Source organism: Streptomyces sp. NPDC090021, assembly GCF_044748225.1.
Taxonomy (GTDB): domain Bacteria; phylum Actinomycetota; class Actinomycetes; order Streptomycetales; family Streptomycetaceae; genus Streptomyces.
In genome coordinates this window covers 109,828-136,437 of the sequence record NZ_JBIVFO010000012.1, presented here as the reverse complement: position 1 = coordinate 136,437, position 26,610 = coordinate 109,828, and the positions used below count along the sequence as shown (strand labels likewise).

The following is a 26,610-nucleotide window of genomic DNA, read 5'->3' as shown; positions in this document are numbered from 1 at the left end:
GACAGTTCGCCAGCGCCCACAGGTGGTGTGGCGTTGGCATTCAGACGGGTGCGGATCTTTTCCGTGTCTGGGAGAGGCCCGCCGTCCTGCTCCGGCCAAGAGACTCAGGCGGCGGGCCTTCGCACGCGGTGAAGCGCTTGGGTAGCGCAGTCCGGGCAGGTGCGGCGGCTGTGCTTCAGCGCGTGACGGGAAGGCCAGCGCTCATCGAGCCAACCAGGGCCGAGTACTCAGGCCGTACGGGCCACCCGCGGTGCATCTCCAGATGGATGGGGAACGGGGCAGGGTCGGGGGGAGCTCTGTGCGGGCTGCTTCCTGGGCTGCGATGTCGGTGGTCTCGTCGCCGAACAGGGCGGCGAGCGGGGAGGTGAAGACTGGTTGCACCTGGCACCGTGTCACTCGGGGTTTCCGTTGGGGTGATCATGTACCCATGCCAGTCCGCCGAGGTCGAGACAGCCTCTGGCCCGGGTCACCGCGACGTAGGCCAAGCGGGCCTCTGTCTCGTCGATGGGGCCGGGTACGGGGCGGCCTTGCGCGTCGGATTCCTCACCGTCCTTGGGTGGCCTGAAGTCGTTGCCGATCTGGACCGTTGGCCATTCACGGCCTTTGGCCTTGTGGGCTGTGGAGACGGTGACCTGCGCGTGCTGTTCGTCGACGAGTTGGCTGACTGCGGTCAGGAGGGCGTCGGGGGTGTGGGTGTCGATCAGGTCGACGAAGGGTTGGAGGTCGGCGCCGGCCGGGTCGTACGCGGCGTAGTCCTGAAGTTCTCCCCATGAGGGGAAGAGGAAGAGTTCAGGGTGGCTGGTGGGACGGCCGTTCTTCAGGTCGCGGGCGGCGAGCGCGAGGCTGCGCAGGCTTTCCCCGCCGCCGGTGAGGGCGACGCGGCGGCCGGCCTGGAGGTGGGTGAGAACCTGGGTCATGGCGCCGATGTTGGTGCGGCACAGGACGGCGTCGGGGGTCTCGACGGTGTCGAGTCGGGTGGGGATGGTGTCCGTGCCCTGGAGGCGGATGGGTGCTCCGGCGAGGGCGAGCCATCGGTTGGCTTCGCGGGCGAGGTGCGGGCCGAAGCGGAAGGATTGCGTCAGGGCGAGGGGGGTGCCGTCGAAGCGGGTCATGACGTCGGTGGCGCCGCGCCAGCCGTAGATGGCCTGGGCTGAGTCTCCGACCATGACGAGTTGGGCGTGTCCGCGCTGGGCGGTGAAGACCTGCTCGACGACGGGGTTGGTGTCCTGCGCCTCGTCCAGGAGGAGGAAGTCGGCGTCGATCTTCGGCTCGGAGAGGGCCCACATCTTCAGGTAGTGGTCGTGTTCGAAGCGGACGACGCCCTGTTCCGGGCGCTGCAGGTCCTTCCAGGCCTTGTGGGCGAACGGGAGTACGGCGGCGGCGAGTTGTTGGTGGTGGTCGGCGTTGTCCAGGCCGCGCAGGTGTGGGATGTGCCGGCTGGTGATGGCGGGGTCTGCTGAGTGGCAAAACTTGGTGAGGGTCTTCAGGACGGTGTGGGAGAGGACTTTGACTGAGAGGTCGTTGTCTCCGACGCGAACGGGTTTGGTGATGCCGAGGGCTTGTCCGGTCTTCCAGCTGGGCTGGCGTGCGCTGCCCAGGCGGGATCGGTAGCGGTGGCCGACCGCGGCGTAGGCGAGGGAGTGTGCGGTCTTGCATGTGACGCGGGCGGGGAAGCGGCTGGCGGCGTCCAGTGCGATGGCTTTGTTGAAGGCGAGGTAGCGGCCGCGGCGTCTGGTTCCTGTGGCGAGCAGGGCCAGGGTGGTCGTCTTGCCTGTGCCCGCCCCAGCTTGGAGTGCGATGTGGTCGCCGGCGCGGAAGCGGTCGGCGGCGTGGGTCTGTTCGTCCGTGGGGTTGAGCACGTGGTCGCTCCGTCGCGTGGGCAGGGGCGGTTGGTGGGCTGCTGCAGCGCGGTGAGCCGCTGGGATCAGTGCGACGTCGACACAGACTGACGGGGATCCTCACGGCACGTCGGGGTCTTCTCCGCTGGGTGTGGTGCCGCGGCCTCAGGGTGACGTTCACCCTCGTCGGCGGTGCCGGGCGCGGCCGGCGGGCAGCCGGGTGGCGATGTGCTGGCGGTGAAGCAGGGGGTCGAAGATCTCCCAGCCCTCCGGCACCATGTCTGCGACCTCGGGGATCAGGGCGTGGGTGGGGCAGTGCTGGGCACGCCAGCGTTGCTGTTCGGCGTGGGCTAGGTGTCCGAGGTCGTAGACGGCGATCTCGACTGCGGGCAGTACCGGCAGGAGGGTGGCGAGCCTCCAGGTGCCGTGCGACTTCCGGAGTGCGAGGACGCGGTTCAGGCAGCGGGTGTGCCTGCGGGTCTGGGCAACGCATCGGATCTCCGCAATGGGCTGTGTGGCGAGGTAGCGGCTGCCGAGAAGGTCCACGACGGGCCTGGCAGGCTGGCACAGCGGCAGGGTCCGAAATCCGGCAGAGGGTTCTCGGCCGGGTGGGGTGAAGGTGCCGGCATCGAGGCGACGGCGGGTCTCCAGGGCAAGGTGCTGGCGCAGCCTGGCGAGGTGCAGTGTCAGTGGCCTGGGGGTGTCGAGTGCCGGGCAGAGGGTGCGGTGGGTGATGCGGCACCAGGGGCTTCCGTCACCCGCCGGGTAGGCGATCCCGCCGCCAATGTGCCAGCGGTGGACTTCGGGGACGGCTGCGGTGGGCAGTTCGTGCGGATGGAGACAGATGGGCTGGTGTTCGATGCTCCAGTACCAGTGGACGTGGTTGCCGCAGTGGCCACACGGGCCGCCTTGCGCCGTGCGGAGCAGGTGGGTGGGGCTGTCCGTGGCACGGCGCAGTGCGTGGTGGCGCTGCCAGAGTGAGCTGCTGTCCCGGAGGCGACCCGATGGGGTGTGGGTGGAGCGCATGGCCGCGAAGATTCCACCCGACACGCTGCGCTTGTAGGTTCCGCACCGGTACTGTCGCCCGACCGGCCCAACCGCGGTGGGTGTGCGTTCGGGCATCGATCACCCGTTTCGCCTGCATCACCGGTTCGGGTGGTCTGTAGGTAGGAGAATTCGAGGCTTACTGGTCCTCGCCGCCGGGCGGTGTGTGGCCGTCGCAGAGTGCTGCGAAGAGGCCGCCGAGGGGGACGTCGAAGACGTGGCCGAGGGTGTGCCAGGTGGGCAGGGAGCCGGTGGTGCGGCCCTGCTCGATTTCGATGAGGGTGCGCCTGGACAAGCCAGTCCGGCTGGCCAGTTCGTCGTAGGTCCAGCCGCGCTCACCCCTAAGGCGCGCGAGCTTCATGCGGAGCGCGTCGAGGTTCGGTTCGGGCGGCAAGATCGTCACCCCACCATCGGACGGTGCAGACCCCTGCCCTGTCAGTGCAGACCTCTGCCCTATTTCCGCAGGTGACACCAGCCTCGCGCAGGGCAGATGTCTGCACTACGGTGCGGCCGTCGCCCGACTCCCCGGTGGCGGCCCGTCTACGGCTCAACCTGACGGTCAAGAAGGAAGGCCGGCCAATGAGGCTCTGGATGCCCCACGTGGCAGTGCGGCGCACGTGGACCGTGGAACTGCGGCCGCAGCCCCACGGCCCTCAACTCGCCTGCCCCCAGTGCGGTCCGACGACCTCACGAGTACGTGGTGCAACAGCCCGCTCGGCCGCACTGGCTCACCTGGCCGGGCACGCCAGGACGGATGCACTGCCGCAGCATCTGCGGACCTGCCAGTGCCACGAACGGGGCTGCCGATGGCACCCCCGCCACCGCGGCTGCGGAGGTCCGGTCGTCCTCGTCCTGACCCGCGAGCGCGGCGGGCGCCTGTGGCGGCTGGCCGATGTCTGCACCAACTGCGCCGCCGCCACCCACGACGCAGCTGTTGTCCCCGAGACGCCAGCCTGCCCCCCGCCCGTTCGGAGCAGACGGCGCCGGCTCCCCTCACCCTCAGGGATCGGCTGCCAGGAGCGGATCCGCGACATGCTCTCGTACCTCGCGGCCGCTCTCCCGCCGTCCGTAAGCCCGCAGGCCCGCCTCCTTGCTTTGCAGTGCGCGCTGCGCGCGGATCGGTACGGGAGCGTGCGGATGCCGACTGGTCTCCTACGCGGCATGGTCCTGAACGGAGGGGAAGCCGGCGCCTGGGAAGAGCTGGAACAGCACCTGTGGCTTCGCCACACGCTGGTGCCCTCCGGAGGCCACCAGGCACAGCTGCTGGACGCGACGGTCCTCACTCAGGCGCCGGGCCGTGCCCTGCGGGCACAGGCAGCCGATCTGGCGCTGCGCGCTGCCCACTCCCCCGCTACCCGCGCACAGCCAGCAGCGGTGCAGCTGACAGCTGTGGCACTTACTGCCAATGCTTCTCCCAGCAGTACCTGCGGAAGCGCTGAGCTTGCAGACTTCGCCCGACTCTGCGCCCTGTCAGAGCAGCGTCTATTGGAGAGCATGAAGAACCTCGATAGCGCCGGTGCACTGTCCGTCTGGTCGTTGCGCTCTTCCACGGCGACACTGCACTGGCGTACAGCCACGACAGCCGCCCTGAAACACTAGAGGCGTAAACATCACTGTGACCGCACGCGGCTGAACGTCATGCTTCCTGACGCACCGGCTCCGCCGGCTCTCACGGGAAGGCACCTTTCAAGAGCCCATCGGCCTGACTTCAGAGGTGTTCTGGTCCTGCCGTGCACGGTTACCCAGTCGTCCTTCACCTCAGTTTCAACCGGTCCGGCCACACTTAGCTGGGCTGGGCGCTGCACGCGGTCAATGACTGTCCGCCTCCGGTTTGAGCAGTTCCGCCATGGTCTTCTGCACGGTTCCGCTGGGAGCATGGGCCAAGCCGTAGCGCTCCTTCATCTGCCGCACTTCGGTCGGGGTCGGCTCGGCCTTCTGGGCATTCTTCGGCCCGATCAGGGCCTTGAGTTCCGGCCCGTAGGCGGATTCGAGCGAAGGCTCGTTCAGAACCCACCAGAGCGTGACATAGTGCGGAGCCCTGGTGTTCTCCAGGAGGGCGTTGCTGTGGACGATGCCTGATCGGAAGCGGATGGTGTGGACGGCGCCCTTCTTGGCGACCCATGACGGTGCCACGTGCTCAGAGCAGCACTTGTACTTCTTGTTCCAGGAACTGCGACCGGATGCGATGTAGTTTTCGGTGATCTTCACCCGGTCCCTTCGCACGAAGGTGACGTTCGCGGTGGCACCCAGCATCTCGAATCCTGATCCGGCCGGGAACTGGATGATCTTCTCAGTCGTAACCTCCGCGCCGGGCTCCAGCACGTACACCGGACCGGACCTGCTGATGAACTGTCCCTGCGCAAGGAGTTCATAACCCTTCTCCTTGACGCTCGTGTACCGCATGAAGTCCCGCTGCCCACTGCCGAAGTCCTGGAACCAATCCGAGGGCTTCCGCGGGGCCGGAACGAACGAAGTTCCTCTCCCACTCACCTGGTACAGGGAGCCCAGGACGTACACGCCCACCTGTCCCGTGTTGTGAGTCCGCAGGCGCACCGGCACGCTGACACCCCCGGCGGTCACGGTAGCTTTCCCGAACTCAACCGAGTTCGTGAGCATGGCCTTCGAGGTGTAAGGCTGGTAGATCTGCGTGTACGTGAAGTTGGCGACGGCGAGGACGCCTGTGATGATCACACCCACCGCGATGCCCTGGGCGTGGGGGATATGGCTCCACACCTTCAGGCGGTGAAGCTCCCACAGAGCCCAGAGCGACCACGGCAGAAGCAGCGCCCAGACCCAGAGGTAGTGCGTATAGCTCCAGCCGTCCAGCTGAAGGATAAGAAGAACCACGTTCGCCAGCAGGGACACCAGAACACCCACTAGGACAACGACGACGGAGATCTTCGCCGTACTCGACTTCCGGAAGATGTTCAGAGCGACGACAGCCGCAACTTCCAGTAGCGCTCCCGCAAGGAACACCACGCCGTTGAGTCTTCCCGCATACGTCAGGGCGTTCGAAACATCTGCCAGCCCGAACGCGCCCAGTTCGATCGCGGTCGCACAGAGGCCCGAGGCCAGCAGAAGCCACCGTGCGTTACCTTCCCACACTCCCATGCACACAGAGTGATGGATCAGGCGCGGGTACGCCGCCCATCATCCGGCGTCTTTCGGGTGATTCGCAAGGAATCGATACTGCAACCGCCGCCTCTATGGGCAAATCCGGCCTCACCTCCACTACTCTCCGTTGAACATTCGACCAGTCGGCACCTGTGCCCGATGGACGAGATCCTCCAGCCGTACGGCTGGAGCGTGTGGGCGCTCATGGCCGGGCGGCACAGCTACACGCATTACTGATTCGGGGCCACTGCCCACGAAGAGTGGAACGACGCGAGGCTCGCCGTGCCGGGGTGCACGCTCTCGCTTCGGCTTGCACGGGTGGCCACGCTGATCGGCAGGAAGTTCCACGTCTCCTGCAGCGTCTCGGGTGCCACGCGGCTACACCGGCTCGGGTTCTCCCCACAGGTGCCCGAACGGCTGGTCGCCGAACGCGACGAACAGGCCGTCACTGAATGGAAGAAGGCGACCTGGGCGGAGGTAAAGGGGCCCGGGCGGCCTGCGGGGGCTACGTCTGCTTCGAGAACGAAGCAGGCTTCACCCGTCTACCGCCCCGGGGACGGACCTGGGGCCGGCGTGGCCGCACCCCGGTCGTGACGGTGAGCGGGCGCCGCTCGGGACGGCTGTCCGTAGCCGGGCTGATCGCGATGCGGCCAGGATCCCGGACCCGGCTGTGTCACCGCCTGCGGACCCACCCGCAGGCAAAGGCAAGCGGCGCAGTATGAGCGAGCGAGACTTCATCGCGCTGATCGACGGCATCCATCAGCTGGTCAAAGCGCCGATCGTTCTGGTCTGGGACCGGCTCAACACCCACGTCTCCCGCAGGATGCGAGACCTCGTCGCCGAGCGAGCATGACTGACGGTGTTCCTACTGCCGGCCTACTCGCCCGACCTGAACCCGGTCGAGGGCGTCTGGGCGCACGTCAAACGCAGCCTGGCCAACCTTGCCGTCATGGCCTCGACCGCCTGGAGGTCCTCGTCCGCAATCGCCTCAAACGCCTTCAGTACCGGCCCGACACCCTCGACGGCTTCATAGCAGGCACCGGCCTCGCCCTCGACGATCCAGCATCACCCTGACAAGCCGCAGTCAGTAGCAGCGAGAACGGCTCTTTCGGGGTTCAGGCCGTATTGGGTGTCGGCCTGTGGGCACGGTAGACGGTAAGGCGTCCATGGACGTTGCCGTGTCGCTCGCTGGTGAAGGCATGCGTGCGACCGCCGGCACTGACGGTGTAGGTGTGTGGAAGTGCCAGGGCATTCGTCTCGCTCGCCCTCACTGCGTCGGCGGGAGCGTCAAAGAGGTACAGGGATGTGCTCGTGCTGTCGGTGGCGAGGTGAGCACCAACAACCGGGTTGAGGGCGATGTTCTCGATGTCCCGAGCGTCGGTGAGCGGGGTGCGGAAGGTCGCGCGCAGGCGGCGCAGCGCTGCCGGTGTGATGGTGCTGCGGGTGGGTTCCGCGCCAGCTTGGAGGCCAGTGTGACGGCCGAGTGGCGTCTGGGAAATCAGGAGGGCCAGCAGGATGGGGACAGCCTTGTGGGTCAGGGCGGCGGTGGCGGCCTTGAGGCGGTGGGCGTTTGCCAGGGGCAGGGAGAGGGCGAGGCTGCCGATCTCGTTGCCGGTGCTGGCTGCGACGGCTCCACAGACCACTTTGTTGGCGTATTCGCGGATGTCGTAGACGGGCTGGCCGGGGGCCAGGCGTTCGAGGGTGTCGATGAGGTGGCGGCGGTTGGTGATGGTGCGTCGTGTGAGCCGGGCGGTGCGGTGGCGGGAAAGGTGGTCGGCACGCAGGTCGGGGGGTAGTTGGGTGAGCAGGCATTTGCCGACTGCGCTGGCGTGGGCGGCGGCTTTGAAGTCGACCCACTCGTGGACTGCGGGGGCGAGCGGCCCGTCGGCCATTTGAAGGATCTTGACTTCGCCGTCGACGTAGCGGGAGAAGTAGACGGCGGCGCCGAGGATGTCGCAGGCCAGGGACAGTGTGTGCCTGAGCTGGAGGTCGACGCCGCCGGGGGCTGCGAGGCGGTCGAGTGCGGGCCCGGGGGTGTAGACGCCTTCGGCGACCTCGACGGCGAAGTCTTCCTCGCACAGCATGGCGAGGATGGGGGTGAGACGGGCGGTGGCGATGCCGGTCTTTTGGGCGATCGTGGGGGCCTCGGCGCCGACGGCGTGGCGGTCGATGACTTCCACGACGGTGTAGGCGACGCGCGCCTGGAGCAGCGTGTCGCGGTGTGAGCCGGATTCGGCGCCTTGTCCTGCTGCGGTTCCTGCGTGGGGGCGTCCCGGGGCGAGTTTGGACCAGTCCGTCGGCACGGGTGCGGGGACGGTGATTTGCGCTGGGCGGGAGCGCGGGCGGGGTACTGAGCCGGTGTTGGTGGGACCGAGGGTGAGCATCACGGTGCCGGACAGGGGTACCTCGGCTGTGCCGCGCAGGTCGGCGTCCTGTTGGAGCTGGGACATCACGCGTTGGGGTACGGCGAAGCGTTCGGTGAAGCCGGGCAGGGTGAAGTGGTGGTCGGGGCCTGGTGTGCGGGCCGGTGTGCTGCTGCGGGATGTGGTGCGGGGCGGGCGTACGGTCGGGTACAGAGTCGTGTAGAGGTCCCGGAAGGCGCGCAGGTGGCTGTTGCCCTGGGTGGTGAGCTGGGCGGCGGTGATGTCGCCGAAGGGTTCCTGGCGCACCAGGAAGCGGGGCAGAAGCTGTGTGGTGTCGTGGGTGGCCAGGAGGGTGAGTGGCACCCAGGTGCCGGATGGGCCGGCGCTGAGGTCGGTCAGGTCGACTAACGCCTGCCAGACGTCGGAGGGTTGTCCGATGCGGTGGAAGGATTCGAGGCAGGCGGCCACCTGTGTCATCTCCTTGTTGTAGCGGTGCCTGTGCTGGGCAAGGGCGCCGCGAGCTCGGTGCTGGCGGGCGGGGTCGGTGTCGTACTTGGCGACGACGTGCTCGCGCCGGATGAGTACAGCCCGTTGACGGAGTTCGCCCAGGAGGTGGCCGAGGATGGGCTGAATGCGGTGTGGCGTGCGGCTGTAGAGGCTGGCCAGGGCTGCTACAAGGGGGTCCTGGGCGGGTGGTTGGTGCCATGCTCCGTCCTGGAGGACGTAGGTTTCAGCGAGGCTTCTCACCAGCTCTGCGGCTTGGTCCTTGCGGTCGGTGACTGCGGGGATGTTGTCCAGGGCTCGGTCGAGGGCGGAGTAGGAGACTCCGAGAAGGTCGGACAGGTCGTCGAGGAAGGTATGGCGTTGGGCCGGCACGATGCCCTGCTGCTCGAATTTGCGGTAGGCCTTGGCGGAGACTCCGAGGGTTTGGGTGACGGTGGCCGCGGTGAGGGCGGCCGCACGGCGTAGGTCGGCGACCGCCCAGTGGTCCCTGTTCCATGTACGCATGAGGCAGGTGGGTGGGACGTCGAAGACTGCCGCGAGTTCTGCTACCCGCTTGGGGTCGGGGACGGTACGGCCGTTCTCGTAGGCCACGATCTGTGCCTTCGAGATGCCGACTCGTCGTGCCAGTTCGGTAGCGGTCAGGCCTGGTTTGCCGGTGGCGGTGGGAAAGCCCCATCGCAGTCGCTGCAGGGCCACAGGATCAAAGTCACTGAGTCCGCGCGCCACCTTCGCCCCCATTTTTTCGTGCAGGGTCATTTCAGCGACCCTGCCACTGCCTTCCGCCGGGTGAACCGATCCCCCACCGAACCGTCACCACCTGCGACGATGTAAAATTAGAGGCCATGTCACTGGTCGCGAGAGCCAAAATGCGCGAACTTGGTGACTGCCGAGACCTTTGTGATAGGCGGCGGAAGAGGCTCTGGCCATCGATCGCCCGCAGAACACAGAGGGTGCCCTGCACCCCCTTTTCGGTGCGAAGCCTTCGGGGGCGCAGGGCTGGCGGTGGAGCTACGGCTCTAGTGGGTCCCCCTGTTGCTGCAGGGGGACCTGCCGTCTATAGGACGTCATCGAACAGGCGGCGCAGCAGGGCCGCGAGGCCCTGGAGCGTCAGCCAGACGAATGCGGCCTTGACGTACTTCCAGATCCGCTTCTGCCACCCGCCTTCATCAGACGGGTTGTCAGTCACTCCACTCCACCTCCTCTCCCGGGCCGGTATCGATCGACCCGCCGTCCGGCGTCGACCGAACTACCGTGACCATGAGAAGGAGGCGCTTCGAATGCTACTGGCTCGCGGGGAGGTCACCTCTCTGCTCCGCAACCTCACATTCGTCAACTCCGTTACAGAATTAGACCCTGATGAGGGACCATGCGCGGAGGCCGGGTCCAGGGAACCCCGCTGACGTGCAGCAATGAAGCAACGGTGCTACAGGGCGCATGGGCCCGCACTAACGAGCCCCAGTCGAAGCGCCGGTAGCAAAACCAGGGCGCACGCACACAAACCGAAAATGGCATATGCCGAATAGGGCGTTTCGGATCACCCTTCGAACGCTCATGCTTTATGTGATGCGAAGCCGTGGCCAGCGAAGAGGGCTTGTCGCGGACTCGGCTCGATCGAGACTGCCGTTAGGCGCTGGGCGTCGAAACACCACCGCGGGCGGTCGGCTGGGCAGATCGCATGTCACCGGACAGGAAGAGTCGTTCCAGCACTGTGAGCTTTGAGGCCGGCTGCCCCGACCATGACTTGCAGCTCAGCGAGGCTTCTGTCGTGCGCGGAGGGGATGGCGCGAGTCAGTGTCGGTTCACGCACGGCACGGGCGAGGCCGCTGCAGGCGAGTGATGGCCGTCAGGCGTAGCGCGTCACTGTCCAGTGCGTCTGGAGACAGGTAGCAGGTTGACGCCCGGCGCCCGCCTGGTCTTCGGCCTCGGCAGGTTCGTCCCACCGCGGCCGTGCGCTCTGCGAGTTCAAGCGGGCAGCCCGATCTGCAGAGGTCGCTTCCGTGCTGTTGCGCACAGTGCCTGCTGGCGGGGTGTCAGTTTCGGCTGACAGGCTTCCACTTTCTGCCGTCGTTGGTCGCGTGGTAGAGGTGAGGGAGCGGGAGATGACCGCTACCGAGGTCACCACTTCGTCAGCGCTGGTACCGAGAGGGAGCCGGCAGGGTGGTGCAGGTTGCGGGCTGACTTGATCGTGGCCGCGGGTAGGAGTCACCGAGTCCATCGGAAGTCGAGGGCTTCGAGTGCGTGACGTTGTTCCTGGGTGAGACGCCATAGGTTGCGGCGTTTGTCAGCGATCCAGGGGGCCAGGCGGAGTCCGGTGTCAGGGCAGAGGTAGTCGTAGGCGACATCAAGGTGCTGGTGGCTGCGCCAGAAGGCGCGCGCGGCGCGCAGTCCTGTGGCGAAGGCCCACGCTGCGCGGCCGCGGGGGCGCCGCAGGAGCAGGGCCAGGGGGTGGCGAACTGGTAGTGCGCCCAGAAGTTCGTGCTGGTTGCGGTCGAGTGTGGGGAGGGCATCGATCTGGCTGTCGAGCCAGCGAGTGAGGGGGGTCTCTTCGGTGTCGGGGCGCAGAGCGGGGAAGGGAAGTTTGCCGGCGCGGGCGGCTGCCAGGGCCTGGGCGTAGGTGTGGTGCCAGTGTTTGGGCCAGTGGGTGTTCCACCAGGGGTAGATCTCGTTGAGGGCGCGCTGGTAGCCGTAGGGCAGGGTGCGCTTGTTTGCTTCTAGGCGGCGCTGTGCGATCCACCGGCCGAGGCGGATCCCGCCGAAGGTTTCTTCGGGGTGCGGGGCGAGGTGGCCGTGGCGGGCTTTGTAGTCGCGGGCGATCTGCAGCTTGTGTTCGATGCTGTGCGGAGGGTGGGGCCAGATCATGCCGAGGGTGTCGAGTTTGTTGATGCGTTCGGGCAGGAGCATGTGGTTGATGTGCAGGGAGCGCTGGCGTCCGATCCACCAGCCGAGGTAGAAGTGGTCGGGGCCGAGGTAGCGGCTGGGTACGTTGAGGTGTCCGTAGGCATCGAAGAAGCGCTGGGCGCTTTCGAATCCGATCTGCCATACCCGGTTGGGTGCTCCGGTGGCCTGGAGGTCGAGCAGGGGGATGATCTCGTCAGCGCGTTCGGGGCTGGCGGCGACGCCCCGGTCATCCTGGGATGCTTCGGAGGTGGCCCATTCGACTCGGTGGATTACATGCTCGTCGTAGGTGCTCAGGGCGATGAGAACCTCATAGAGGAGGCGGTAGGGGGTTCCTTTGACGCCTTCCTCGAGCTCTTGTCCTGGTTCCATGAAGACGGGGACGATGATGGTGGAGATCTTGTCGTTGCCGGGGCTCTGGCGTAGTGCGCGGCCGACGGCCTGGGTGATGTCGAGTGAGCTCTGCTTGGAGTCGGCGAAGAGGATCGAGTCGATGCTGGGAACGTCGATGCCCTCACCCAGGCAGCGGCAGTTAGTCAGGACGGCTCTTTGAGGGTCGGGGCTGTTCATCTCGACGGAGGCGAAGTTCTCCAGGGACTGTCGGCGGACAGCGGGGGCCTGTCTGGCGTTGACGGTGCCGACCACGAGAGGGGCCCGTGTCTCAGGGGGCATGAGGGCTGCTGACTCGTGGAGGGTTTCGGCGAAGGTGCTGGCGGATGCGATGAGGCGGTGGAAGGTCAGGGTCCGCCGTAGGTCGTAGAGCCTATGGGCGCGCAGCAGGGCGATCTGGGCGGCTGCTACACGTAGTCCTTCGGCGCCTGAGGATGCGATGGAGGCATGTCTGAGGAGGCGGTGCAGTTCGGAGTCGCTGATCTCGATGGCGACGATGCGGTAGTCCGCGAGCAGGCCCTGGTCGATCGCTTCGGCGAGGGAGATGCGGTAGACGATGGGGCCGTAGAGGCTGTGGTCGTCCATGGAGGCCACTTCACAGGTCAGGGATGCCTGTGAGCCGGCTTCCTCGTCGAAGATGCGCGGGGTGGCGGTCATGTAGAGGCGGTGGCGGCCGGGTAGGGCGTCGTTGTTGTGGATGATGCCCCAGGCTTTGTGTCGGTTGCCCGCGGTGCGGTGGGCCTCGTCGGCGATGACGATGCCCCAGCGCGGCAGGAGGTGGTCGCGGTGGGCTCGGGCCAGATGGTTCAGTGACTGGTAAGTGCAGAAGACGTTCACCGGGCCGTCGCTGCAAGCAGCACGGCGGGCGAGTTCGCCCGGGTCGCGAATCATTGTGAGGACGCCGCGCAGCGAGCGGACGTGTGTTTCGTCGCGCCCGCAGTAGCCCAGGTAGATCCCCTGGCGGCCTTCGCTCTGCCAGACGGCGGCCGTCTGCTCAAGAAGGTCCAGGGTCGGCATCACAATCAGCGCGTTACCTCGAGGCGCGGTCTCCTGGGCGGCGTTGAGGGCGACGAGAGTTTTACCCGTTCCGGTGGCCATGATGACGCTCACGCGGGGAGCGCCGGCGGTGAACTCGTGGATGCAGGCGTCAACGGCGAGTGCCTGGTGGCCGCGTAGCGGTGTCCTCAGGGCGTTGCTCGTCAGCGTGGTCACGATGCCCTCCCGGCAGCGGATCGTCACGTTGCGGATCAAGATTCGGGTCCGCGCTGTGGAGGGTGTACGGGCGTTGCCGCCGGGTTCACCCGAAAGAGCTAAGGGTTCTTGACCGGGCTGTACGGCGACTGGCGACGATAGCGGTCAGGGGTGCAAAGCAGTTCGGAGACAAGGGGAATTGGCGTGGTGCTGCAGATGCCCGGGTGGCCCTATGGACCGCGTCAGCCTCTCCCGCTGCGGGCCCGGCCTCTGCCCGGTGAGTCGACGGGGTCGTTCGTGAACCGGCTGGCGCACGCTAATGGCCTCGGGCTCGCGGATTTCCTTCAGCGCGTGGGCCAGGCCACGGGGTCATCGTCCAGCGATGCGGCGCGCGTGGCCAAGTACCCGCGGTACACCGAGATGTACGTGAACGGGCCGGGTCTTGAGTATCTGGCCGTGCTGGCCGGCGAACCGGCGGCCGTGTTGCGGCGGTCGCTGCCCAGCCTGGCACCTCGTCACTTGCTGCCTGGTGACACGGACGCGGTGTGGAAGTGGCCCTGGAAGCCGTCGGAGGGGTGCCTAGTGCACTACTGCACGGAGTGCGCGGAAGCCCGCGGGGTCAGGGAGCCGGCCTGGTGGCTGATCCCGGACAGCTGGCGTCCGTGTGCCCGGCACAGGCAGTGGTGCAACGACTCGCGGACAGAGCCTCTGGACGGGCTGTCGTTGAAGGAGCTTCCCGAGGTCGTCGACGCGCATCTGAAGCGCTGCCGGATATATAAGCAGTTCGGCAGGTCGGGTGAGGAGCTGTTCGCGGACGCCTTCCAGGTGGCGGTGGACTGGTGGCAGTCGATGCCGAGGGTGCTGCGCTGGGTCCACCGGGCGTGGGCGTGCGGGCTGGAGGACCGCAGTGCCCGGGTGATGCCGCTGGTGATCTACCCGGAAACGGCACAACTCGCTGAGTTGATGGTCGAGTTCGAGCAGTCTGACGTCCGGCATACCGGCGCCGCTTCCTTGTGGCTCGGCAGGGCCGAGGCACTGATGGAGTCGTGGGAGCTGGATGTCCAGGCGGGCAGGGTCCCGTTGCTGGACTGGTTGCATCGCCACCGGGCACCAGCGAACCCGGAAACACAGCCGGCCTCCGGACACCGGCGGACACGGCTGCCTCTTGCACCGGGACACCGTCGGCTCGCCTCGCCGACCGGGCCGTTGGAACAACGCTCGTGCCTGTCGTGACCCTCTCCTCGGCCGCCGGTCCAAGGCGCTCCCCGGCTCCGTGCAGTGCCGGTACCCGCGTGGGCGGGCCGTCACGTACTGGGACAGCGTGCGTGCTCAGACAGCCGGGACAGTGCTCGAAGGGCAGCGCGTCATGCGGAGCAGACACGGTCGGTCGAGATGGGGGCGATATTGCGGAACGTACGTGCCTGGCACCTTGACCAGTGGGGTGAGCTGACCGTCTCGACGGCTGCCGGCCTGGGGGGTGTGGCCCTTGAGGAGAGGCAGCCGCCGACGGATCCGGTGGCGTATCACGGGCGGCAGGGAAAGATCACGGCGTGGCCGTCGTCCGCACGATCGAAGGTGGTGTGCGGGTCTTGGCGCCGGCTGCGGGTGGCGGTGGAACTGGACTTCGACCCGGACGTTGGCCGCTTCAGCGGGGAGCCGGTGGAGCTGCACTGGCAGTCGGGACGTGCCAAGTACCGGTGGCGTCCGGACTTCGTCGCAAGGATGCGGGACGGTTCCAGGTGTGCCGTGGTCGTGCAGCCGCCGCGCGGGATCGGGCCGCAGTGGCGAGAGCGCCTGGCGGCGCTCGACGAGGTCGCACGGGCCGCGGGCTGGCAGGTTCAGGTGCGGTCCGTCCTGCGGGGTACGCGGATGGAGAACCTGATGTGGCTCGCGGACTACCGGTTCGCCGACCGGGTGGACCTGGAGCAGGAGCAGGCCGTCCTTGATGCTTTTCGGCGCAGACGGCCACTGTTCGAGGGCACCCGTGCGTGCGGGGTCCCGGAACTGGCTGCTGTCGATCTTGCGTATGGGCTGTTGTGGCAGCGGCGGCTGCTGTTCGACTGGGACCAGCCGTTGCCTGAAGGTCCGCTGGTGTGGACGGCGGAGGTGACGGCATGACTCAGCGCAAGCTGTGGGGCTGGTTCGACAGCGACCGGGTGCGTCTGGGCGACCGGGTGCGCTGGCGGGGACGGGAGTTCCGCGTGATCGCCTTCGCCGGCCTTGGGGTCACTCTGCAGCCGCTGACGGAGCCTGCCGCCCTGGTGGAGACCTTGTACGGGGAGATGGCCGGGTCGGCGGACTTCGCCGTGCTGGACGAAGCGGGAGACGCTGTCGAACGATCCAGGCTGCCTCCGCTGGGAAGGGTGCTGCTGGCTGTCGGGAAAGAGGAGCGCAAGCAGGCGCTGATGTGGCACCGGCACATGAAGGAGGTCGACACCGGGATCCGGCCCGGCCGTCGTGTCCCGCGGGCGGGATACGACCCGGCGACCACCACGATGGAGCAGCGGCTCAGACGTAAGGCGGCCGAGCTCGACGAGCTGGACATCAGCGTCAGCTGGCGCACGCTGGACGACAAACGGCGCCGGTGGAAGCAGGCGGATGAGAACCCTCTGGTCCTCATCGCCGACGGGCGTAAAAGCCGGGCACCCTCGCCGGGCGGGAGAACCGACCCGCGCCTGCTGGAGATCATGCAGGAAGTGACCGCGATCTTGGCCCGCCAGTCAGGCGGCCGGATCGGGCGGGCATTCGACCTGGTCGAGGAACGCGTCGAAGCCCGGTATGCGAAAGAGCTTGCCGATCCCCAGGAGGCGAAGCGTCTGCGGGTGCCCCGTTCCACGTTCTACAAGCGGATGCACGAGCTCGGACTGTCGGCCGTCCTCCTCGGCACGACCCGGCAGCGGGCCTCCCAGGCGAGCAAGCCCAAGAAGCCCTACACCCCGTCGTACGCGGTGCGGCCCGGGCAGATCATGCAGATCGACACCACCCCGCTACGGATCAAGGTCCTGGGTGACGACGCGGAGGTCGTGTCTGCGGAGATGACGATCCTGATCGATGTCGCGACCCGGAGCATCGTCGCGCTGATGATCGTGCCCTGCACAACGGGCGAGGGAACACCCGGGCAGCGGGTCGGAGGCAGGGCGACACGAACGTTTGACCTGGTCCTCCTGCTCGCCCAGGCATACGCGCCCATGCCGACGCTGCCCGGCTGGGATCCGCTGACCGCGGCCAGTGCCTCGGCGCTGCCGTTCATCAAGCTGCGTGAGGCGGACCCCCGCTTCACCGAGGCCGCCGCGGCCCGCCCGGTGATCCACCCCAGGACGATCATCATCGACCAGGGCAGTACGTATCTGAGCCAGCACTTCGAGGACGTGTGCAGCTTCCTCGGCATCACCCTCCTCTACGCCCGCAAGGAGCAGCCCGACGACAAGCCGATCATCGAGCGGGTCTTCTCCTCGTTCGCCGACTCCTTCAGCCAGCACGCCGCCGGCTGGACCGGCCGCATTCACGCGGTACGCGGGCGGGGCATCGAGCGCCAGCCGCTGTGGACCATCAACGAGGTGCAGCACATGGCGCACGAGTGGGTGGCCCTGGAACACCAGCAGTTGCCGCACGAGGGGCTGCAGCACCCGGAGCTGCCGGGCCTGACGCTGTCTCCGAACGAGATGTACGCGGCGCTGGTTCCCGGCGCCGGCTACCGGCCCAGGCCTCTGTCCCCGGCGGACAACCGTCAGCTACTGCTGCCGGCCTGGGTCACGGTCAACGACAAGGGCTTCGACATCGAAAACCGCACCTACCAGAACGAGGCGGGTGAGCTGCGGCTCGTGGCCGGGCTGCACTCCGGGCTGGCCAGCCCGGGCAAGGGCGGACGGTGGGAAGCACGCTTCAACCCATACCGCCCCGATGTCGCCTGGCTGTACGACCACCGCGGCCCGGGACAGTGGATCAAGGCGCACTTCGTCCACCAGCGGCTGCTCACCGACACCCACTGGACGGTTGATCACTGGGAGGAGGCCACCGCCGTGGTCCTGGCCGACGGCGGCCGCAAGGAGCACCAGGCCGCGATCGCCCTCGCCGTGAAGGAACGGCGCCGCCGCACCCGCACCGCTCCCCCGCGCCACACCCGTACCGGGCCGTGGATCCCGTTCCAGGGCCCCGAGCTGGACGTCGAGGAGCCTGCGGCCAACCCGTACGCCGGCATCGGCGAGATCGACCTGGACTCCATCACTCCCTACGAATCCCTGCCGATCCCGGCGCGACCGACCGCCCAGCCGGCCGACGCCGCCTCCCTGCCGTCTGACAGGGACGGGCTGGCTTCCCTGTTCGGGGACACCGCGCCTGACGACAACGTCGACGAAGCCCCGGACCCCGCATGCGGCCTGGGCCTGCCCGAAAGCACCGAAAGCGTTGAAGGAGAGATGTGAAGGCGACCACGGCGCTCCAGAAGCAGCAGGAGGAACGGGCCCTGCAGCGGGCGCAGCTGGCGCCGATGCGCCCGGAATGGATCTACCGCCGGCAGGGGTGGAACAGCTTCACGCGCGAAGACATCGCTCAGCCCGCCCTGGCCGAGCATCCCCCGCTGCCGACGGAGGACGCGCGCCTCAGCGACCCCCGCCTGGCCTACCACGCCCACCTGAAGCTGGTGTCCCACCAGGGCTACGACGAGGTCTTGCTGGCATCGTTCCGGGCCGTGATGGTCAACAGTGAGCGGCGGGAGGGGATCCTGGACCGGGTGATCGACGGAATGAGCGGCACGGGCAAGTCCCTGCTGCTGCGCGCCATCGGCCGCACAGTCCAGCGCGACATCGAAGACCGCACCAAAGGTGCCCTGGGCGCGCAGACTCCAGTCGTCCACATCCTGGCGCCGGCCGACACCGACAGCAAGGTCAACTGGGTGTGGGAGATCGCCTGCTTCCTCGGCCTCAACCCAGAGCCCCTCAACGAGAACGACCTCCTGCGCATGCGCAGCTATCCCGACCTGACACCGTCGGTCAACTACGTCCTGGAAAACGCCCTCACCCGTCTGCTGCTCGTCGACGACATACAGCGCGTCCAGCCCCACCAGCTCGCCCCGGTCCTGCACTACTTCGACTACCTGCGCAACCGGCTCGGCATCACCACGATCTTCTGCGGCACCGGCGCCAGCGACATCGTCCAAGAGGCCCGCGCGATCGCCGACCGCCACCAGGTCACCGTGCAGAGGCACCTCACACGCCGCGCAACTCACAGCCCCGGCCAGCAGGACACCTCACCGAAGGACCCGGCGCACTCCGTCCTGCCCATCACCTGGCTCGACCCGATCCCGTTCAACGCCCAGGACAAAGAAACATGGCTGCAAGTGTTGGCCGGTTATGAGAAGCACCTCAGCCTGCACAACCTGACCAAGCACGCCCTGACCGAGCACCACGAGTACCTCCACAACCGCACCGGCGGATACTTCCTCGCCCTGTCCCAGTTGATCTGCCAGGCAGCCACCCTCGCAATCCTGACCGGAAGCGAGAACATCACCCGCACCGAGCTCGACGCCATCCACATCGGCCGCGGGCACTGACGCACGTAGCCCTCGCAGTGCATGAGTGTTGCGTGCCGGGGCGAAGTTGGTTGGTGGGGCCGGGAACTGTTAGCCCCTGAGCGCCCTGGAGCTTCACCAAGCCGGCCTACCGCGCCTCCCCTCCCAGTCAGCGGCCGCGAAGTTGCTTGTCTCCTGCACAGTCAGCCCGGGCCGTGCAGGACTTCGGCGCCTGAGCCGAGATCCGGGACTGATTGTGGGGTCAGTGCTTGGTGAGGTCCCGGATGTCCCAGCCTGCGTGCGTCATCGCTTCCGCGTACTGCTTGCTACGGTCGCGGTGGGCGGCGAATACCAGCAGGTGGGTGGGGCGCGTGGCCCCGACGAAGACGAGCTGCACAGCGGCCTGGACGGTCTTCAGCTCACGCTGGGGGTCGCTCTTCTCAGCGACCATGCGGAGCGCCTCGGCGACGTCGAACTTCCTGCCGCTCTTCTCCAGACACTCCAGAACCAAGGTCGCCGCATGAGTCTCGCCCTTCGCGCTCTGGATTGTCCCGGGTACGGCCCGCACCGCTGGAAACCCGGCGGGCACCGTGGGGACGTCAGCCGCAGACATGGCAGTCTGGGCTGCAGGGGTGAACTCCAGGCCGACGGTCTTCAGCGGACGGTCGGCCAGCAGGCTCATCTGGACGTTCAGCTGCTCGGTGATCATGCTCCAGCTCGCCTCGCCGAACGTGGTTCCGTGGACCAGGAGTTCGCGCAGCAGAATCCGTATCCTGCCTCCGGGGGTCGTCGCAGACCGCTCCAGGCGTCCGAGTGCCGGCAGCGGTTCGCCGGTCAGTGGTGTGAAGGACGCGCGCAGGGCGTTCCACAACTCGGTGGTCGCTTCGTGGCTGTTCTGGCCTGATCTCCACTGGGTCCCTGCCGTGCGGACCGCGTCGATCAGCGCGCGGTGGGCTGTCGGACGGCCGGGTGCGGTGTAGCCGGGAACGTAGCAGGAGATCGACTGTGGGTATGCCTTGGATGTACCTGGGGCCTGTCGTGCGCCCAGTACGCGCGGCGGCCGTCTGAGGAGGACGTCTTCGGGGATGGTCGCGGCGGCCATGCGTTCGAAGGTCGGCACGACGTCGGCCGCCGTGGCCTCGTCATACAGCAGTACCGCGACCTGGCCGTCGGGGCCGGCTCCGTGGACTTGTTGGGGGCGCCGGACGGCCAGACGGCTGGCCACCGCTGCGATCTGCGGTCCGAAGCGGCGGCTGACGGGAAGTTCCGGGGCACCAGTCAGCGGGAACGCCGCGACGGCTCCGTCGGCTGCGCCGGCGTCGCTGTAGATGCCCTGGTTGGTGTCGCCTACCCGCTGCACCACGGTTGCCGAGGCGGCGAAAACGAGGTCCAGCAGTTCGTGCTGGATGGCGCTGGTGTCCTGCATCTCGTCGAGGAGAACGAAGGGGAAGCGCGCGGAGACGGCCGGGGCGATGCCGGGGTGCTCGGTGAGGTACTGCTGGGCGATGGCGTACATGTCCTGATAGCGGAAGACTCCTCGGCGGGCCAGAGTCCACTTGAGGCTGGTTAGTTGTTTGCCGCTTGCCGATTCGGCACTGAAGCGAGGTTCCCTGGCCGCGCCGGTGACCACGAGTGCGCCGTTCTTGTAGGCGAACGTCGCCCCGGTGACGACGCTGGTGCCGTCGCGCTGGCGTTCCACAAAGCTGCGGAGGGTGGAGTAGTCAGGGCGCTGCAGAAGCCGGATCGCTGCGGTCTCGAAGGCGGCGTCGTCGACGGACCGGACTTCGACACCCTTGGCCCGCACGGCCGGCAGGGCGAGGAAGGTGTGCACGAAGGACTGGATGGTGCCGATGAAGTGCGGGTACCGCAGCAGGTTCCGCCCCGCGGCGACGGATGTCACCCTGTCGGCGATCTCGTTCTTGGCCGTGTTGGTGTAGGACAGCACGCATATCCCGCTCGTCCTGGAGGTCCAGGCGTCCGCCATGAGCGCGAGCTTGAGCCCGATCAAGGTGGTCTTGCCCGATCCCGGGGCGGCCTGGAGGTCCTGTGTGGTCTCGCTCTGCAGGAAGTCCCACTGCTCGGTGCCGAGCGGGTCGAGCCCGAGGAGTTTCACCATGGCCTCCACCTTGTGCGTGGCGAAGCCATCAGACAGGTAGGTGTTGGTCATGGAGCCACCTCGCCACACAGGTGCTTGAAGGCGTTCAGCAGATAAGGCGGAACGTCGCCCCGCGTTACCGGGGTGGAGAGGAGGAGCTGGGCGGCGAACTGCGCAGTGATCGACTTGCTGGCGTTGTTGAGCTTGAGCGGTCTGTAGATCGTCAGAGCAGCCTGCTCAAGAGGGACCCTCTGGCGCAGCCAGCGGTCGACGACTTTGTCAGCTCGTTCGATGATTTGCTTCGTCTTGGCGGCGTCCGGCCAGGACCGTTCCGCCACGGACGCGAGCTTGACGGCGCGGTGCATCAGCCTTGCCATGGTCCACGAGGTGGCAGCAAGGTCGTACTCCAGCGTCCACCAGTTAGACACGAACGTCTTGACCGGCCCGCTGTCGTCGATAGCGAGGTTCGCGACGTGCGCGGCAATCTCTTCGTCCTTCATCTCGGCCCAGCACTTCAGGCTGCCGCGCATCTTCTCCGAAGTGCCGGCGGGCACAAGGTCGCGGTCGCGGATGCAGGCGATGGGGACGGGGATCTGCTCGCCGGAGCGCTGGAAGACGCGGCTGTACCTGAAGAGGCCGACGTGCCCGACGTTGACCACGCTGATGCCGTGCTCGTGGAACGGCATGCCCAGGGCTGCGGCGAGGGCGGGCAAGAAGATCGCCTCGGCATCACCCTCGACCATCGCCAAACCTCGGGCGAAGAACATGTTGGCCTTGGTGACGTCCAGAAACCGGGTCAGGAATGCGTAGTCCTCGTCTGTCAGGTGCGTGATACCGCGCCGCAGCGGGAAGGTGCGGCCTCGGGCGACGAGGGTCAGACACTCGACCTGCGTCGACGACGCGAGGTTGGGGCTGTGCGTGGTGAGGATGACTTGGACCGGGGCTGTTCCGCCATCCTGAGGCACCTGGGCCTTGTCGCGGATCAGGTCCATGATCCGGGCCTGGAGCTGGGGGTGAAGGTGCGCCTCGGGCTCCTCGATCAGCAGCAGGGGCGCCAGTTCACTCTTGCCGAGCAGGAGGAGCTCTGCAGCCATGAACAGAGCGTTGTTGTAGCCCAGCCCGCGGCGCGTCCACTCATCGGACTCAGCGAAGAGGTTCAGTTCGAGCCGTTCCAGCGCTCTAGCCAGCGTCGCATCGGTGGCAACGCTGATCTTGGCGCGCAGGACGTCCTCGCCGATGGCGAACCGTTGCAGGTATGCCGAGTTGATGTCCTGACTCACGGCGGAGACGGCACCGTTGCCTCGAATGTCGTGCTCGGCGCGGCGCAAGATGCCCACCAGCGTGGCCGGAGGGGTCTCTCCCTCCGGGTCGTAGTCATCGATGCCCTGGTCCTTCATAGCCGGGTAGCCGGCAAGGATCTGGGACAGCCGTGACCCTCGGCCCGAGCGCAGTTCCGCCTCCGCATCGCGAAGGGGACGCAGGTAGGTGGCACGCAGGAGTTCGCGTGCGGCACCATCCAGGGTGGGGCCGTTGCCGTCTGCTCCGGTCCGGGTGGTGACCGAGACCCGGTTTCGAACCGAATCCATTCGCTGGGCCCTGAACGTCACGAAGAGCCAGGCAGCGCCGTCGCTGTCATGGGTGAGCAGTTCCAGGAACACCGCCTGCTCGTCAGTCGACAGGGCAGTGAACCCACATACGATGGTGAAGGTTTCCGCTCTCCCGTCCTTCCCAAGGTGGAAGTCGTCCTGCGAGACCCGGTAGTAGTCCGTCGCCGCGGTCTGCAGGCACAGCCGGATAGCGTCGATGATCGCTGTCTTCCCGCTGTCGTTCTCGCCGACGAGCACGTTCGTCCCCGCCGTGAACGACAGGTCCAGCGACGTATCCCTCTCGCCTTCACTCTGAGCCGCAACTCCGAAGACCCTGAAGTTCTCGACCTGAAGGCGCGCCAAGTACACAGATCCCCCCGTCGACAAGCTGCGGCGCCCCTCTCCAGGAAGGAGTCCCCGGGCTGCGCAGCACATGATCGATATTTCCGGAATCCTAGGCTCTGCGAGGCTGCCGTTCAGGAGAATCCGGCAGATTGCCAGAGCGGCATCCGGGGCGCCCCGACGACCGCATGGCCGTGCACTTACACATCGCGGCGATCGACGCGCCCCGCGCATGCAGCAGAGCTGCCACTCCCCCGCCGGACCACACCCTCAACGAGCGATCCAAGTGCCACCGCGAGACGAGTCACCCTGCCACGAACCAGGCCGTGCCAAGAGGCCGGACACTCGCCATAGCCTTCGGCACCGTGGCCGGCCTCAAGATCCTTCAACACTCGCTGGGCTGCCGCGTTGACCGACTCGAAGCCGTGCATCAGGGACGGGCTCAGGCAGCGTGCAGCTAGTCAGACCTCGCCAATGGCACACAACAGGCTGAAGCACCCCCCTACTGCGCCTCTGACCTACACAAACGGAAGGCAGCCCTATTGGATTCCCTCGATGCTTAGAACTCGTAACACGATCTTGTTGAACAGTCCTGGTCGGCCGTGACGGTGTGACGATTCGGCCGTTCGGGACGGTGTGACTACCCGACCGTGGATCGTGGGCGACGACTTGTGGGCTCTGATCGAGCCGCTTCTGCCGCCCTGGCCCGAGCGGTCGCCTGGGCCACCGCCGGTGCCGGACCGTCTGTGCCTGCGACACAATCGTGTCCAGTCGGCGCTGGTTTGTCGCAGCCGGGCCGAGAGCGGGAGGGCATAGCGTGGACGAGGTACAGGAGCTGCTGGCCGAGTACGGTCAGCTGGCCAAAGACGATACGGACTCCTCCCTGGGGCGCGCACGGCGGCTCGCTGAGCTTGTCGCAGGGGTGCTGCGGCACACCCTGCCCCCTGCAGCCGTGCAGGTGATGAATATCGGCGGGGATCCACAGGTGTCGTTCGACTTTGAGGGCCGGGACTACCTCATCAGCCTCGCTGTGGGGGACATGATGGGCCTGACATCGTACCCCTACCCCCTGAGGGATGCTGGCCTGAGCCCGGCGGACGTGCGATGGGCACTTCTGCACTGGACCCGTAAGCCGGTCAACGAGGATCTCGTCCACGACGTACGGAAGTACGGAGTGATGCTCGATCGCACACACCTGGACGCCGCGTTCGCTGGCCTACTGCCACTGGCCGACCTCATCCGTGACCTCTTCCGTCGACAGCGCGCCTACCTGCCGCTCGCCGAGCTGGTCGCCCCACCCATGCCGCAGGACCTGCCGCTGGTGATGACCGCAACCGATCGGCTGACCTCTGCAACGGAGGTACCGACGCAGACGTGGACCAGTGCAGACTCGGAGACTCTTCTCGTCGGTGAGGCAACGCAGGTGCAGCCGACGGGTATGGCCTGGCGCGCTGCAAACTCGCTGCTTGTCACGTACGAAGACGGTCTGGTGGACCTCGATCCGACAAGTGGCCGGACTCGGTGGTTCGCGGAAGTACCCGGCTGCCACGGCGCCGCGATTCTCGGGCCCGCTGGGGAGGTGCTGGTCATGGCCGGCCCAGCAGTGATCCGTTGGCATGAGGGCTCGCTGACGGCCATTGCAGGAGGCTTCGAGGCGGGCGCACAGATGCTGGCCGGGCCTGACGGCGAACCGTGGGTGCTCTCGGGTCCCGGAGTCACCTACGGGACCGGAGGAGGGACCTTGGGGTTGACCCGGGTCGGTGAGGCGGTCGGCGATCAGCTGCGGTACCCCCTCTCGTTTGAGGCGGCCGTGCGCTCGGCCGCCTGGTTGAGCGGGCGCCGGTTCTTCCTGGCCGCCAGCGGGCACAGTGCCGTCGCCGACCTGAGCCGCACCGTGGGTCTCGGTCGGCAGGAAGACTGGATCCGTACCGCCGGTCACTACCCGGGGCACCTGCTCGTCTCGGATTCGGACACGGTGCTGAGTGCCTCGCCCGACGGCTCGGGAAACAGGATCACCCTGCACCGCACCACGGTGGGCGACGGAGCAAGTGAGCCGATCGTCGAGTACCGGCTCGATCGCGTCCTCGGCCTGACGCAGTCCCCGGAATCCGGACCGGCCTACCTCCTGGCATCGCTTCCGGACAACGACCACACACTCTTGCGGCCGGTCCTTACCCGCATCACTGGGCACCGCCCGGCCCTCGCACTCGGCGAAGCCATCGCTGGCGCCGGACCGGAGTCCATCGGCTACCACCTGGTAAGCGAGTCGGCCCAGGGCGTGAAGAGCGACTACCGCATGGACCGGCTGCCGATGGCCAGCGCGGGCCAGGCGGACGTCTTCCGCGCCGAACACAAGACTTCGGGAACGGAGGTGGCCTACAAGCGCCGGCGCCGGAAGGACTCCGGGGCCCGGCGCCGGATGGTGCGGGAAGTGACCATTGCCCAACTCCTGGGGGGCCACCCCCACGTGATGCCCGTGCTCGACTTCAGCCCCGCCTACGACTGGTTCGTCATGCCGATGGCGCAGGCGACCGTCGAGGACAAGCGCGCCGAGCTGCAGGCTGATGAGGCACTACGAGAACTCGTGGACGCCGTGGCCTCCGCGCTCACCGATGCACACCGACATGGTTGGGTCCATCGGGACATCAAACCGTCCAACCTCCTGCTCCTCGATAACCGTTGGACCGTGGCTGACTGGGGCATCGCGCGACGCCCGCGCGGTGAAACGAGTGTCGACAAGTCATTGACGAACGCATCGATCGGCTCGGAAGGCTGGGCCGCTCCGGAGCTGTCCACCGATCCGCACGACGGTGCCTGCGCGGCGAGCGACATCTACAGCCTCGGACAGGTCATCGGGTGGATCCTTACCGGGACGTGGCCCCAGCCGAACGTCCCGTTGCTGCCTCCGCGGGGACCGTGGCGCAGGGTGGTGCGCCAGGCTACCTATGCGGATCGGTCCGCCCGCCCCCAGGACATGGAGGCCTTCGTCGCTCTGGTCGAGAGGGAGACCAGTCCGCAGACCGAGCTGCCCATCACGCGGGCACAGCGCCTGCTTCAGGCCGCTGCGGACGGGAGTGAGGACGCCGCCGGACAGCTGATCGGCCTCGCTGTCGACCAGCCCGACAACTATGAGCTGTACCTCGATGCCGTTGCCCTTCTGAACCTGGAAGCCGCCGAACCCGCCCTCCTGGCCAATCCGGCGCAGGCGATTGCTCTGATGGGCGCCATGGCGGTGCAAGTCGACGGCGACCGCGGGCAGTGGCCGACCTTCCCCGAGGCGGACCGCGCCATCTGGTGGTTGCTGAAGGTAAGCAGGATGGCCGCTCGTGCAGAAGAGTGGGATCTGCTGGAGGCAGCAGTCCAGGCGATGTGCATCTGGGACGGCCGCTTTGACCAGTGGAAGCCACAGGACTCCATCAAGAGCTGGCTGCGTTCCTTGTCCGGCGACGAAGCGGACGTGGTCGCATCCGTCCTGCGGGAGTACCCCGGCAGCGCCCGGCATTTCTGGGAGCTCAAGGACGAGCGGGGCACTGACACGAGAATCCGCGGCGCCGTTCAGGCGGCAGTCGCTGACGACCGGTCCGACGCTGGCTGAAGCGAACTGTCGGCGGGACGCGCGGACGAGCCTGGCTGGTGAACCAGGAATCTAGCCGCCGAGGATGCCTCGATCCATCGCCGCTCCCACCCGCCGACGGCCCGGCGCCGCTGTCCTCGTCGACAGCGCCCGCCTGGCGGTCAACAG

The 26,610-nt window shown here is 67.2% G+C and carries 15 protein-coding genes and 1 pseudogene; 7 read left to right on the top strand and 9 right to left on the bottom strand.

Annotation, left to right across the window (positions count from 1 at the left end; all coding sequences use genetic code 11):
* Positions 1-392 precede the first annotated feature (392 nt).
* The 4 genes from ACIPXC_RS12195 to ACIPXC_RS12180 form a co-directional block, all read right to left on the bottom strand.
* Positions 393-1,859, bottom strand: a complete 1,467-nt coding sequence (locus ACIPXC_RS12195; RefSeq protein ID WP_401616083.1) for a UvrD-helicase domain-containing protein — start codon at positions 1,857-1,859, stop codon at positions 393-395.
* Between the two features lie 156 nt (positions 1,860-2,015).
* Entirely contained in the window at positions 2,016-2,888 is an 873-nt protein-coding gene (locus ACIPXC_RS12190) for a DUF6083 domain-containing protein (protein ID WP_401616081.1), read from the bottom strand.
* 133 nt (positions 2,889-3,021) lie between these two features.
* Complete coding sequence (locus ACIPXC_RS12185; RefSeq protein WP_401616079.1) at positions 3,022-3,285, bottom strand: helix-turn-helix transcriptional regulator; 264 nt, start codon at positions 3,283-3,285, stop codon at positions 3,022-3,024.
* 1,406 nt (positions 3,286-4,691) lie between these two features.
* Positions 4,692-5,993 carry a hypothetical protein gene (locus ACIPXC_RS12180; RefSeq protein ID WP_401616077.1) on the bottom strand — a complete coding sequence of 434 codons (1,302 nt, stop codon included), beginning with the start codon at positions 5,991-5,993 and terminating at the stop codon, positions 4,692-4,694.
* A gap of 285 nt (positions 5,994-6,278) precedes the next feature.
* On the opposite strand from ACIPXC_RS12180, the gene ACIPXC_RS12175 reads away from it, so the two are divergent.
* Both ACIPXC_RS12175 and ACIPXC_RS12170 read left to right on the top strand, forming a co-directional pair.
* Positions 6,279-6,590 (top strand): winged helix-turn-helix domain-containing protein, encoded by a 312-nt coding sequence (locus tag ACIPXC_RS12175; RefSeq protein WP_401616076.1) that lies wholly within the window; start codon positions 6,279-6,281, stop codon positions 6,588-6,590.
* Positions 6,587-7,070, top strand: a pseudogene (locus ACIPXC_RS12170) (transposase). Before ACIPXC_RS12175 ends, ACIPXC_RS12170 begins: the two are co-directional and overlap by 4 nt.
* A 41-nt stretch (positions 7,071-7,111) precedes the next feature.
* Here ACIPXC_RS12170 and ACIPXC_RS12165 read toward each other — a convergent pair.
* The 3 genes from ACIPXC_RS12165 to ACIPXC_RS12155 all read right to left on the bottom strand — a co-directional run bounded on the left by ACIPXC_RS12165 (position 7,112) and on the right by ACIPXC_RS12155 (position 13,360).
* Positions 7,112-9,559 carry a helix-turn-helix domain-containing protein gene (locus ACIPXC_RS12165; protein ID WP_401616074.1) on the bottom strand — a complete coding sequence of 816 codons (2,448 nt, stop codon included), beginning with the start codon at positions 9,557-9,559 and terminating at the stop codon, positions 7,112-7,114.
* 358 nt (positions 9,560-9,917) lie between these two features.
* Positions 9,918-10,049: a hypothetical protein gene (locus tag ACIPXC_RS12160; protein ID WP_278193396.1), complete on the bottom strand. Its 132-nt coding sequence runs from the start codon at positions 10,047-10,049 to the stop codon at positions 9,918-9,920.
* A 1,016-nt stretch (positions 10,050-11,065) separates the two neighbouring features.
* Positions 11,066-13,360 carry a Helicase associated domain protein gene (locus ACIPXC_RS12155; RefSeq protein WP_401616072.1) on the bottom strand — a complete coding sequence of 765 codons (2,295 nt, stop codon included), beginning with the start codon at positions 13,358-13,360 and terminating at the stop codon, positions 11,066-11,068.
* 183 nt (positions 13,361-13,543) lie between these two features.
* Here ACIPXC_RS12155 and ACIPXC_RS12150 point away from each other — a divergent pair, with 183 nt between their 5' ends.
* The 4 genes from ACIPXC_RS12150 to ACIPXC_RS12135 all read left to right on the top strand — a co-directional run bounded on the left by ACIPXC_RS12150 (position 13,544) and on the right by ACIPXC_RS12135 (position 18,887).
* The gene (locus ACIPXC_RS12150; protein ID WP_401616070.1) at positions 13,544-14,572 is read left to right on the top strand and encodes a TniQ family protein; all 1,029 of its coding nucleotides are present in this window, start codon (positions 13,544-13,546) and stop codon (positions 14,570-14,572) included.
* 159 nt (positions 14,573-14,731) lie between these two features.
* Positions 14,732-15,457: a TnsA-like heteromeric transposase endonuclease subunit gene (locus ACIPXC_RS12145; protein WP_401616068.1), complete on the top strand. Its 726-nt coding sequence runs from the start codon at positions 14,732-14,734 to the stop codon at positions 15,455-15,457.
* Complete coding sequence (locus tag ACIPXC_RS12140; protein ID WP_401616066.1) at positions 15,454-17,760, top strand: transposase; 2,307 nt, start codon at positions 15,454-15,456, stop codon at positions 17,758-17,760. Before ACIPXC_RS12145 ends, ACIPXC_RS12140 begins: the two co-directional genes overlap by 4 nt.
* Complete coding sequence (locus ACIPXC_RS12135; RefSeq protein ID WP_401616064.1) at positions 17,757-18,887, top strand: ATP-binding protein; 1,131 nt, start codon at positions 17,757-17,759, stop codon at positions 18,885-18,887. Before ACIPXC_RS12140 ends, ACIPXC_RS12135 begins: the two co-directional genes overlap by 4 nt.
* Before the next feature lie 220 nt (positions 18,888-19,107).
* Here ACIPXC_RS12135 and ACIPXC_RS12130 read toward each other — a convergent pair whose 3' ends face one another.
* Together ACIPXC_RS12130 and ACIPXC_RS12125 are read right to left on the bottom strand one after the other, a co-directional pair.
* Complete coding sequence (locus ACIPXC_RS12130) at positions 19,108-21,012, bottom strand: UvrD-helicase domain-containing protein (protein WP_401616062.1); 1,905 nt, start codon at positions 21,010-21,012, stop codon at positions 19,108-19,110.
* On the bottom strand, positions 21,009-22,889 hold the full coding sequence (locus ACIPXC_RS12125; protein WP_401616061.1) for an ATP-dependent nuclease: 1,881 nt from the start codon (positions 22,887-22,889) through the stop codon (positions 21,009-21,011). Before ACIPXC_RS12125 ends, ACIPXC_RS12130 begins: the two co-directional genes overlap by 4 nt.
* Before the next feature lie 796 nt (positions 22,890-23,685).
* On the opposite strand from ACIPXC_RS12125, the gene ACIPXC_RS12120 reads away from it, so the two are divergent.
* Positions 23,686-26,463 (top strand): protein kinase, encoded by a 2,778-nt coding sequence (locus tag ACIPXC_RS12120; protein ID WP_401616059.1) that lies wholly within the window; start codon positions 23,686-23,688, stop codon positions 26,461-26,463.
* Positions 26,464-26,610 lie beyond the last annotated feature (147 nt).